The organism is Dyella ginsengisoli LA-4 (genome assembly GCF_000334915.1).
In the GTDB taxonomy this organism is placed as follows: domain Bacteria; phylum Pseudomonadota; class Gammaproteobacteria; order Xanthomonadales; family Rhodanobacteraceae; genus Dyella_A; species Dyella_A ginsengisoli_A.
The window spans coordinates 284,747-295,864 of the sequence record NZ_AMSF01000016.1 but is presented as its reverse complement, the minus strand read 5'-3'; the positions used below and the strand labels follow the sequence as shown (position 1 = coordinate 295,864).

Sequence of the window (11,118 nt, the reverse complement as noted above, 5' to 3'; positions counted from 1 at the left end):
GCCCGCCGCGGCTTTTGCGTCCCCGCCACTGCGGCTGCGGCCGGGTTTCCAGTTCGATGCGCAAGGCGGCCGGTGAGGCGTGCTGGACGTGACGGTGGTCGCGGAACAGGAAGGCCGGCGTACGACCGGTATCGGCGGCGACCTGCAGGCGGCGCAGCGCGCGGTCGTCGGCCTCGCCGGGCCAGCCCAGCACCGCGCCGCAGGCGGCACTGCGCAGGCCCTGTTCCATCGCCCACAGGATTTCGTTGCCGGCGGCGCGCACCACCAGCACGTGGCGCATGTCCACGCCGCGTGCCGACCAGCCGGCGACGCCGGGCAGGTAGGGCGGCGCCACCACCAGCACGGGACGCTCACGCGTGGCCAGCCGGCCCAGCGCCGGCAGCACCAGCTGCAGCTCGCCCACGCCGTCGGCCGGCAGCAGGATCTCGCTCAGCGCATGTGCCGGCCACCCGCCCTGTGGCAGCGCCTGGTCCAGCGTCGGCCAGCCGCTGGGAATGCCGTCGGCCGGTGCCGGCTGCGCACGGCCGTGCCAGACCCGGCGGCTTTCCAGCAACGGTGACAGGAAGCGTGGTTCGCCCATGGCTCAGCCCGGGCGGATCAGGCCGGCGAACAGGCCCTCGATGGCGAAGTCCTCGCGCGGGTCGGGGACGATCGCGGTGTAGTCGGCGTTGCGCGGCAGCAGGTACAGCTGGCGACCCTTGCGATGCAGCCGCTTCACCGTGAAGCCGTCGCCGACCCGGGCCACCACGGTCTGGCCGTGCCGGGCCTCGGGCGTGGCGTGCACGCCGATCAGGTCGCCGTCGAGGATGCCGTCGTCGCGCATCGAGTCGCCCTGCACGCGCAGCAGATAGTCCGGGCGCAGCCGGAACAGGGCCGGGTCCAGCCGCAGCACGCGCTCGGCCCCTGCATCCGAGTCGATCGGCCGGCCGGCGGCGACCCGGCCGAGCAGGGGCAGGGCGAGCAGGTCGTCGACCGCTGCCGGCGCTGGCGCATCCAGCAGGCGGATGCCACGGGCCCGGTTTGGCAGCAGCTCGATGTGGCCCTTGGCCTCCAGTGCGCGCAGGTGCTTGGCCACCGCGTTGATATGTTCGATGCCGACCGCCGCGGCGATTTCCTGCAGCGTCGGCGGCATCCCTTCGGCGGCCGCGTGGCGGTGCAGGACGGCGAGGATCTCGGCCTGGCGATCGGTAAGGTTCATGGTGTAAATCATTCCACCTGTCGGGCAACTTGCCAAGCCGGGGGAGGGCAGTGGAACCGCCGGCGCTCTCAGGGCCTGCGACGGCGGTGGCATGCGGCGGCGCGTCATCGCCGGAAGCCGGCGGCGCAGGCTAGAATGGCCGGATCATTCGACCCGCTGGAGGCTGCATGGCTGCCCGTCTTGACCCGCTCGACCTGTACGACGTCCGCTCGCTGCTCACCGACGAGGAGCGCATGGTGCAGGATGCAGTGGGCCGCTTCGTCGACGAAAAGGTGCTGCCGATCATCGGCGACTGCTTCGACCAGGGCCGCTTCCCGAAGGAACTGATCCCGGAGATCGCCTCGCTGGGCCTGCTCGGCGCGACCATTCCGGAGCAGTACGGCTGTGCCGGCATGAACGGCGTGAGCTATGGACTGATCTGCCAGGAGCTGGAGCGCGGCGATTCGGGCCTGCGCAGCTTCGCCTCGGTGCAGAGCTCGCTGTGCATGTATCCGATTTACGCCTACGGCACCGAAGAACAGAAGATGCAGTACCTGCCGAAGATGGCGGCGGGCGAGATCATCGGCTGCTTCGGCCTGACCGAGCCGCACGGCGGCTCCGATCCGGCCAACATGAAGACCAACGCGAAGAAGGACGGCGGCGACTGGGTCATCAACGGCGCCAAGATGTGGATCACCAACGGCAACCTGGCGCACATCGCGATCGTCTGGGCGCAGACCGAGGACGGCATCCAGGGCTTCATCGTGCCGACCGACAGCCAGGGTTTCACCGCGCAGGAAGTGCACAAGAAGATGAGCCTGCGCGCCTCGGTCACCAGCGCGCTGTTCTTCGACAACGTGCGCGTGCCGGAGGCCAACCGCCTGCCCAACGTGAAGGGCCTGAAGGGGCCGCTGGGCTGCCTGACCCAGGCGCGCTACGGCATCACCTGGGGCCCGATCGGTGCCGCCCAGGCCTGCCTGAAGGAAGTGCTCGACTACACCGCCGAGCGCGTGCTGTTCGGTCGTCCGCTGTCCGCCAACCAGGCGGTGCAGATCAAGATGGCCGACATGGCCCGCCGCATCACCTCGGCGCAGCTGCTGTCGCTGCAGCTCGGCCGCCTGAAGGACGCGGGCAAGATGCAGCCGACCCAGGTCTCGCTGGCCAAGTGGAACAACTGCCGCATGGCCATCGACATCGCGCGCGAGTGCCGCGACATCCTCGGCGGCGCCGGCATCACCACCGAGCACACCGCGATCCGCCACGCGCTGAACCTGGAATCGGTGATCACCTACGAGGGCACCGAGACCGTGCACCAGCTGGTGGTCGGCCGCGAACTGACCGGCATCAACGCGTTCTGACGGTTGGTGCAAGGACCATCCTCACCGTCATCCCAGCGCAAGCTGGGATCCAGTGCCTTTGCCGTCATGGTGGAGAGACGCTGGATGACCAGCCGTGCGGCGGTTGATGAAGCGCCTCCGGCTTTCGCCGGAATGACGGTGAGGGCGAACAGATATTCCGGGCCAGAGTGTCCCTAGCATGAGCTGGCAAGACCTCCGCATCGAAACCGACCGCCTGATCCTGCGCCCGACCCGGCCGGAGGATTTCGAAGGCTGGGCGCAACTGATGGGTGACGGGGAGAGCTCGCACCACATCGGCGGGCCGCAGCCGCGGCCGGTGGCCTGGCGCGGGTTTCTCTCGATGGCCGGCGCCTGGGCGATCCAGGGCTACGCCATGTTCTCGGTGATCGAGAAGGCCAGCGGGCGCTGGATCGGCCGGCTCGGCCCCTGGTGCCCCGAGGGTTGGCCCGGCACCGAGGTCGGCTGGGGCCTGCTGCGTGAAGCCTGGGGCAAGGGCTACGCCACCGAGGGTTCGACCGCGGCGATCGACTGGGCATTCGACCATCTCGGCTGGACCGAGGTGATCCATACCATCGCGCCGGACAACCTCGCCTCGCAGCAGGTGGCCCGGCGGCTGGGTTCCACCGTGCTCGGACCGGCGCGCTTGCCGGAGCCGTTCCAGGATCTGGTCATGGAAGCGTGGGGCCAGAGCCGCGAAGCCTGGCGTCGCCGCCGCGCATGAGCCACGTGCCGCCCGCGCTGTTCGTCGCGCTCACCGAACTGGTGCCCGAGCTGCACGTGCACTGCATCGAGCCGTGGTGCGTGATCGGTAGCGCCGGGGCGCTGATGCTCGGCGCCGACGTGGGCGTGGCCGATGTCGACGTGCTGGTTTCGCGCACCGATGCCGAGGCATTGATGGTGCAGTGGGCCAGTCGTCGCGACGACAGCCACGTGCCCGCCGACGGCGACCGCTTCCGCTCGCACTTCGCCCGTTTCCGCTTCCCCGGCTTGCCGGTGGAAGTGATGGGCGACCTGGAACTCGACGCCGGCGACGGCTGGCAGCCGGTGTCGCCGGGCAGGCTGGTGCTGGTCGGCCTGCAGGGCCTGGCGGTGCCGGTTCCCTCGCTGGACGACCAGATCCGCCTCTTCGAATCCTTCGGTCGCGACAAGGACCGCGCGCGCGCAGTTGCCCTCCGCAAGCTGCGCCAGCCGCCGTCCGTATTGCCGATCGTTGCCTCTTCCTGACGGCTGACCGCAGCCGACTCTCACCGCCCAGACGACTTCGCCATGACCGCCATTCCGTTCGCCATCACCGCCCGCCACAAGGGCTTCAACCGCGCCGAGATCGTCGACCAGAACTTCACCGAGTTCGTGCAGCTGTGGCAGGGCGAGGTGCACGCCGCGCCGCGCGACGACCAGCCGGTGTTGCCGGGCAGCGCGCTCGACGCGCGCGGCTTCCGCGAGCTGTTCGAGTCGCAGCTGATCAGCCGCCATCTCGACCTGATGGCGCGCGTGCTGCGCGTGCAGAACAAGGTGTTCTACACCATCGGCTCGTCCGGCCACGAAGGCAACGCGATGGTGGCGCGGCTGACCCGTCACACTGATCCGGCGTTCCTGCACTACCGCTCCGGCGGCTTCATGGCCGAGCGCTTCCGCAAGCTTCCGGGCATGGACCCGGTGATGGATTCGGCGCTGTCGTTCGCCGCCAGCAAGGACGACCCGGCCTCCGGCGGCCGGCACAAGGTGTGGGGTTCCAGGCCGCTCTGGGTGCTGCCGCAGACCTCGACCATCGCCTCGCACCTGCCCAAGGCGCTGGGCACGGCGGTCGCGATCGACCATGCCCGCCGCATCGGCCACACCTTGCCGATCCCGGACGACTCCATCGCGATCTGCTCGTTCGGCGACGCGTCCAGCAACCACGCCACCGCGCAGACCGCGTTCAACGCGGCGGGCTGGACCGCCTATCAGAAGCTGCCGGCACCTGTGCTGTTCGTGTGCGAGGACAACGGCATCGGCATCTCGGTGAAGACGCCGACCGGCTGGGTCGCCCGCAACTACCAGGCGCGCGCCGACCTCGACTACTTCTTCGCCGACGGCCTGGACCTGGCCGAAGGCTATGCCCAGGTGCAGCGCGCGGTGGAGCACTGCCGCCGCACGCGCCGGCCGACCTTCCTGCACCTGAAGACCACCCGCGTGATGGGCCACGCCGGCACCGACTTCGAGATCGAGTGGCGCTCGATCGAGGAACTGGTCGCGGTGGAGTCCACCGACCCGCTGCTGCGTTCGGCGGCGATCGCGCTGGAGTCCGGCCTGTATTCGAAGGACGACCTGCTCAACCTCTACGAAGCGACCCGCAAGCGCTGCTTCGCCGCCGCCGAGGAGGCCGACCGCCGGCCCAAGCTGGAGCGCCTCGATGACGTGATGGCGCCGCTGGCGCCGTACTCGCCGGCCAAGGTGAAGACCGAGGCCGAGCGCGCCGACTACGCCGAGGCCCGGCTGAAGGCGTTCGGCAGCGAGGCGAAGCTGCCGGAGAACCAGCCGCCGCGGCACCTGGCCATCCAGATCGGCCAGGCGCTGCACGACATCATGGCCAAGTACCCCGAGTCGCTGCTGTTCGGCGAGGACGTGGCGCAGAAGGGCGGCGTGTACACGGTCACCAAGGGCCTGCACAAGACGTTCAAGAACACCCGCGTGTTCAACACGCTGCTGGACGAGACGATCATCCTCGGCCTGGCCCAGGGCTACGCCAACATGGGCATGCTGCCGCTGCCGGAGATCCAGTACCTGGCGTACTTCCACAACGCCGGCGACCAGATCCGCGGCGAGGCATCGAGCCTGCAGTTCTTCTCCAACGACCAGTTCCGCAACCCGATGGTGATGCGCATCGCCTCGCTGGGTTACCAGCGTGGCTTCGGCGGCCATTTCCACAACGACAACTCGATTACCGCGCTGCGCGACATCCCGGGCCTCGTCGTCGGCTGCCCCAGCCGTGGCGACGATGCGGCGAAGATGCTGCGCACGCTGACCGCGCTGGCCAGGGTGGACGGCCGCGTCTGCGCCTTCCTCGAACCGATCGCGCTGTACATGACCAAGGACCTGTACGAGGCCGGCGACGGCCAGTGGCAGTTCGCCTATCCCGCGCCGGGCGAGGCGATGACGCTGGGCGAGGGGCGCGTCTACCACGAGGACGCCGACGACCTGGTGGTGTTCACCTTCGGCAACGGCGTGCCGATGGCATTGCGTGCCGCGCGCACGATCGAGGCCGAGCTGAAGTGGAAGGTGCGGGTGGTCGACCTGCGCTGGCTGGCGCCGCTCAACGACGCCTTCATCGCGGCACAGGCGAAGAGCGCCAGGCGCATCCTGGTGCTGGACGAGGGCCGCAAGAGTGCCGGCGTGGGCGAGGGCGTGATCACCGCCATCGTCGAGGCGGGCCTGGGCGCCACGCCGCTGACGCGCGTGGTCGGCGCCGACACCTTCACCCCGCTGGCCGGCGCCGCCTTCCTGGTGCTGCCGGGCGAGGCCGACGTGGTGGCGGCGGCGCGCACGCTGGCCTGAGGCCGGTCCGCCGGACGGGCTGGGTCAGCCGGCCATCCGGCGCGGCACGTTCGGCTCTTCCGGCCGTCGCTGCAGGCAGGCGCGGTTGCGACCGGCCATCTTGGCGTCGTACATCGCCTGGTCGGCACGCGCCACCAGGCTGTCGATCGAGTCGGTGGCGCGCCGGATGGCCACGCCGATGCTCACCGTGAGGGCAAGCTGGTTGCCGTCGACCGGGATTTCCAGCCGGTGCACGCGACGGCACATGCGGGTGGCGACCAGTAGGGCCTCTTCCGCGTTCGCGCCATCGATCAGCGCGACGAATTCCTCACCGCCGTAGCGACCGAGCAGGTCGCCCGGACGCAGCTCCTGGCGCAGCGCCTCGGCCACCGCGGCCAGCGCCTCGTCGCCGGCGGCATGTCCGCGCTTGTCGTTGAGCTTCTTGAAATGATCCAGATCCAGGAACAGCAGCGCCTGCGGCCGCGCGCTCAGATCGCTCATCGCCACGATCGCCGCTTCGTGCCAGGCGCGCCGGTTGAGCAACTGGGTCAGCGAGTCCCGATCCGCCAGCACGCGGACCTGATCGCGGTCGCGGCGGATCAGCAGCGCGCGGTCCGCCAGACCGAACGACAGCACGATGGCTTCGAAGGCACCTGCTGCAAGTCCGGCATCGTTGAGCCAGGGCAGGGCGTGTAGGGCGCCGTTGACCTGGGCGCTGGTCATTGCGGTGAGCACCAGCAGCGGTGTCCAGCCGGCCAGGAAAAACCAGGCATGGCGCGAACCGCGCACGGCAGCGATCACCGAGGCGAGCAGCAACAGGGCCGCCCCCAGCGTGAGCAACGGGTTGACCAGCAGCTGTCCGATGCCTTCCAGCGACGGGATCTGGCTGCAGCGCATAAGCACCACGGCGACCATGCCCACGGCCAGCGACAGCACCGGTATGCGCAGCAGCGGCGCATACCGGTGCAGCTCGCAGAAGCGGGTCATGAACAGCGAAGCGAAGGCCACCGACAATGCCACCGCCGCCGAACCGACCGTGATCGACAACCCGGCCAGCCAGTCCATGCCCATCGGGTGGTAGACGAAGCCGGTCTGGATGCCCTGGATCGCGGCGTAGCAGACCAGGTAGGCCGCATACCAGACGAAGGTCAGGTCGCGCAGGATCAGCCCGAAACACAGCGCCATCAGCGCCATCGCCAGCATCACCGCCAGGGAGGAGCTGGCGAATACCAGCCAGTGCGCATCGACGACGAGATAGTGGTTCCAGTCCTGCAGGCGGAAGCTCACCGGAGCGGCGATCCGCGCCGAGGGTTCGAATTTCAGCAGCAGCGGCGTGGCGACCGGAGCATCGCGCCCGAGCACGAGGGCCAGGCGTCCGTGGCCGTGCAGTCCCTGGCCGAAATCATCCACCGTCAGTGAAACGTTGTGTCCGTTCTGGCCGTAAAAGGTCACCATGCCCAAGGGCGGCGGGTAGATGCTGAGGACCTGCTGCTCCTTCGCCGGGGAGGTTCCCGGGTCCAGGACCACCCACGTGCCCAGGGGGCCTTTTGGCAGACGGAACAGCAGGTTGGGGTCGAAGCGCTGGAGTTCGCCATCGCGGTACTCGGCCAGCAGCTTGGCCGGCGTGTCGCCCTCTCGCACATCCCGCCAACTGCCGGCCAGCGATGATGTTGCCGAGGCGCTCCCGGCAAGCAGCAGGCCGATCAGGCAAAGGACGAGCGCCAGCAGCCGCCGTCGGCGGCCGTGGTGCTCGGGTTTTGCCTGCATGCGCTGCATGTCCCTGTCCCAACGGTCTGCCCCGCGCCAGGGGATGGCGTGACGGCGGTTGGGCCAGTCCTTTGCCGGTCGTCGCGATAACTGACCCGAAAGGCTGGCACAGGACAGAAAAAGCATGAAACGTGCCATACATCACATTTTTGGCGTTGACGGCACGCCGGGGCCGGCGTCGGCATCCAGCCTCTCCGCGGGAGTCGCCGCGCTGCGCGGCAGCGCGGCCTGAATTCGGCCGCTCCCGGTTACGGCTGGACGATCGGCGCGCCGACGCCGCAGAGCTTCTCCAGCAACTGCTGCTGGACATTGCGCGGGGCCTGGGCGTTCGACGGCTGGGCGCGCACGTAGCTGCCATCGGCCTGCAGCAACGAGGCGCTGCAGTTGTCCGCCAGGTACAGGTCCAGCTCGCGGCGCACCCGATGCACCAGCTTCTTGCTTTCGATCGGGAAGCCGGTCTCGACGCGGTGGTCGAGGTTGCGCTCCATCAGGTCGGCGCTGGCCAGGTAGAGCATCTCGTTGCCGCCGTTGGCGAACCAGTACACCCGGCTGTGCTCGAGGAAGCGGCCGATGATCGAACGCACGCGGATGTTGTGCGACACGCCCGGCACGCCCGGGCGCAGGCAGCACATGCCGCGCACGATCAGGTCGATCTTCACGCCGGCCATGCTGGCCTTGTACAGCGCGCGGATCACTTTCGCGTCGGTCACCGCGTTGACCTTGATGATGATCTGCGCCGGCTGGCCGGCCTCGGCGTGCGCGGTCTCGCGGGCGATCAGGTCGAGCAGGGTCTTCTTCAGGGTGAACGGCGCGTGCAGCAGCTTCTTCATCGACTGCACCTTGCCCATGCCGGTGAGCTGGCCGAACAGCTTGTGCACGTCCTCGCACAGCGCCGGGTCCGAGGTGAGCAGGCTGTAGTCGGTGTAGATGCGTGCGTTGCCGGTGTGGTAATTGCCGGTGCCGAGGTGGGCGTAGCGCACCAGTTCGCTGCCCTCGCGGCGCTGGATCAGCATCAGCTTGGCATGGGTCTTCACGCCGACCACGCCGTAGATCACCACCGCGCCGGCCTGCTGCAGGCGGGCGGCGAGGGTGAGGTTGGATTCCTCGTCGAAGCGCGCGCGCAACTCGATCACCGCGGTGACTTCCTTGCCCGCGCGTGCGGCGTCGACCAGTGCGTCGACGATCTCGGAGTTGGCGCCGCTGCGGTACAGCGTCTGCTTGATCGCCAGCACCGCCGGATCCTTCGCCGCCTGGCGCAGCATGTCCACCACCGGGGTGAACGACTCGTACGGATGCAGCAGCAGCACGTCCTGCTTCGCCACGGTGACGAAGATGTCCTCGGACTTCTTCAGCGCCTTGGGGATCGCCGGGGTGAACGGCCGGTACTGCAGCTGCGGAAAGCCGGGCTGGCTGGCCACGCTGAACAGTCGCGACAGGTTGACCGGCCCGTTCACCTCGTACACGTCCTGCTCGGCCAGGCCGAACTGCTTGAGCAGGTAGTCGACCAGGGTACGCGGGCAGTTGTCCGCCACCTCCAGCCGCACCGCGTCGCCGAAGCGGCGCGTGTAGAGGCCGCCGCGCAGCGCGCGGGCGAGGTCGTCGACGTCCTCCGCATCGATGTCCAGGTCGGCGTTGCGGGTCAGCCGGAACTGGTAGCAGCCGTGCACCTGCATGCCGGGGAACAGTTCGTCCACGTGGGCGTGGATCACCGAGGACAGCATCACCTGGTTCTCGCCGCCCTCGCAGATGTCGTCCGGCAGGCGGATCAGTCGCGGCAGCACGCGCGGTGCCGGCACGATCGCCAGGCCCGAATCGCGACCGAACGCATCCACGCCCTCCAGCTGCACGATGAAGTTCAGGCTCTTGTTGACCAGCAGCGGAAACGGATGGGTCGGGTCCAGGCCGATCGGCGTGACCAGCGGCGCGACCTCATGCCGGAAGTACTTGCGTACCCAGGCCTTCTGCCGGGTGGTCCACTCGTGGCGACGCACGATGCGGATGCCGGCCTCGGCCAGTGCCGGCAGGATGCGCTCGTTGAGGATCGCGTACTGCTGGTGGGCCGCGGTACTGATCATCCCCAGTGCCTGTTTCGGGGCGATGCCGTCGGGCCCGACCCGCTCGTGCTCGAACGCCACCTGGTCCATCAGGCCGGCGACGCGGATCTCGAAGAACTCGTCCATGTTGCTGGAGAAGATCAGCAGGAACTTCAGCCGCTCCTGCAGCGGGGTTCGCTCGTCCAGCGCCTGCTCCAGCACGCGGATGTTGAACTGCAGCTGCGACAGCTCGCGATGGATGTACAGCGACGGATCGGACAGGTCCGGCGCCGGCGCCGAAGTCGCCGGCGCGACCTCCGCAGTCGCGGCGGAGGCCGCTTTCTGGCGGGGCTTGGGGGCGTCGCGTCGGGTCATGGGCGTACCTGCTTCGTCATCGTCCGGACATGTTGCTGCGATTGATTGACAGAGCCATGACGGTAGCGGTTTCGGCGCCCGTCCGCCCGTCCGGCTGAAGGTAGCGGCTGGGCGGCGCGCCAAGTACCCGGCGAAACGCCGCGGTGAACGCGCTGGCGCTGGCGTAGCCGAGTTCGGCGGCCACCCGCGTGACCGGCAGGCCCTGGCCGAGCAGGGCGAGCGCGGCGAGCAGGCAGGCCTGCTGCCGCCAGAGCGCGAAGCTCATGCCGGTCTGTGCGCGGAACAGTCGGGTGAAACTGCGTCGGCTCATGCCGGCCTTGTGTGCCATGGCATCGATGTCGATTTCCAGCGCGGGCGCCTCGAGCAGGGCGCGGCACAGGCGGGCGAGCCGGGGGTCGCCGGGGAGCGGCGTGGTGAGCGGCAGCTCCGGTGCCGACGCCACCTCATCGAGCAGCAGTGCCATGACCCGCCCATCGCGCCCTTCCAGCGCATACTCGGCCGGCAGGTCCACCGCCTCCATCAACAGCGCGTGCAGCAGCGGCGAGACGTGGATGACCCGACAGCGGTCGGGCAGGCCGAGCCGCTGTACCGCGTCGCGGAGCACGTAGGCGCTGCGGGTCGACACCCCGCCGCTCATGCGCACCTCGTGCTCGACGCCCGGCGGGATCCACAGCGCCCGGTACGGCGGCACCACCCAGCCACCCACCCGGGTGATCACGGTGAGCACGCCGGTGGCGGCGTACAGCAGCTGGCCGCGCTTGTGCGAATGGCTGGGCAGGACCCGGTGCGGCAGATAGTCGTTGCCGGTAGCCACCACGTCGCGCGGCGTGTCTTCGTAGGCGGTGACGCGGGTATTACGCATGGCGGGCCTCCGGTTTGGCCCGGATTCGATGGT

The 11,118-nt window shown here is 69.2% G+C and carries 9 protein-coding genes; 4 read left to right on the top strand and 5 right to left on the bottom strand.

The window, feature by feature from the left end; translation table 11 throughout:
* Positions 1-580: translesion DNA synthesis-associated protein ImuA (gene imuA / locus C693_RS0105655; RefSeq protein ID WP_017461278.1), on the bottom strand; the 580-nt coding region annotated here is incomplete at its 3' end.
* A gap of 3 nt (positions 581-583) precedes the next feature.
* Positions 584-1,198, bottom strand: a complete 615-nt coding sequence (gene lexA, locus C693_RS0105650) for a transcriptional repressor LexA (RefSeq protein WP_100243651.1) — start codon at positions 1,196-1,198, stop codon at positions 584-586.
* A 167-nt stretch (positions 1,199-1,365) separates the two neighbouring features.
* On the opposite strand from lexA, the gene C693_RS0105645 reads away from it, so the two are divergent.
* The 4 genes from C693_RS0105645 (at position 1,366) to C693_RS0105630 (ending at position 6,069) form a co-directional block, all read left to right on the top strand.
* Positions 1,366-2,535: an acyl-CoA dehydrogenase family protein gene (locus tag C693_RS0105645; protein WP_017461276.1), complete on the top strand. Its 1,170-nt coding sequence runs from the start codon at positions 1,366-1,368 to the stop codon at positions 2,533-2,535.
* A 178-nt stretch (positions 2,536-2,713) separates the two neighbouring features.
* Positions 2,714-3,256 (top strand): GNAT family N-acetyltransferase, encoded by a 543-nt coding sequence (locus C693_RS0105640; protein WP_017461275.1) that lies wholly within the window; start codon positions 2,714-2,716, stop codon positions 3,254-3,256.
* The gene (locus C693_RS0105635; RefSeq protein WP_017461274.1) at positions 3,253-3,759 is read left to right on the top strand and encodes a hypothetical protein; all 507 of its coding nucleotides are present in this window, start codon (positions 3,253-3,255) and stop codon (positions 3,757-3,759) included. Before C693_RS0105640 ends, C693_RS0105635 begins: the two co-directional genes overlap by 4 nt.
* A 42-nt stretch (positions 3,760-3,801) precedes the next feature.
* Entirely contained in the window at positions 3,802-6,069 is a 2,268-nt protein-coding gene (locus C693_RS0105630) for a thiamine pyrophosphate-dependent enzyme (protein WP_017461273.1), read from the top strand.
* Positions 6,070-6,093: 24 nt separating this feature from the next.
* On the opposite strand, the gene C693_RS0105625 is transcribed toward C693_RS0105630, so the two are convergent.
* From C693_RS0105625 to C693_RS0105615, 3 genes are all read right to left on the bottom strand, one after another.
* Entirely contained in the window at positions 6,094-7,815 is a 1,722-nt protein-coding gene (locus tag C693_RS0105625) for a sensor domain-containing diguanylate cyclase (protein ID WP_100243650.1), read from the bottom strand.
* 248 nt (positions 7,816-8,063) lie between these two features.
* Positions 8,064-10,223, bottom strand: coding sequence for a polyphosphate kinase 1 (gene ppk1 / locus C693_RS0105620; RefSeq protein WP_017461271.1), 2,160 nt, complete (start codon positions 10,221-10,223; stop codon positions 8,064-8,066).
* A 16-nt stretch (positions 10,224-10,239) separates the two neighbouring features.
* A complete protein-coding gene (locus C693_RS0105615) occupies positions 10,240-11,085 on the bottom strand; it encodes an AraC family transcriptional regulator (RefSeq protein WP_017461270.1) in 846 nt (281 codons plus the stop codon).
* Between the last annotated feature and the right edge of the window lie 33 nt (positions 11,086-11,118).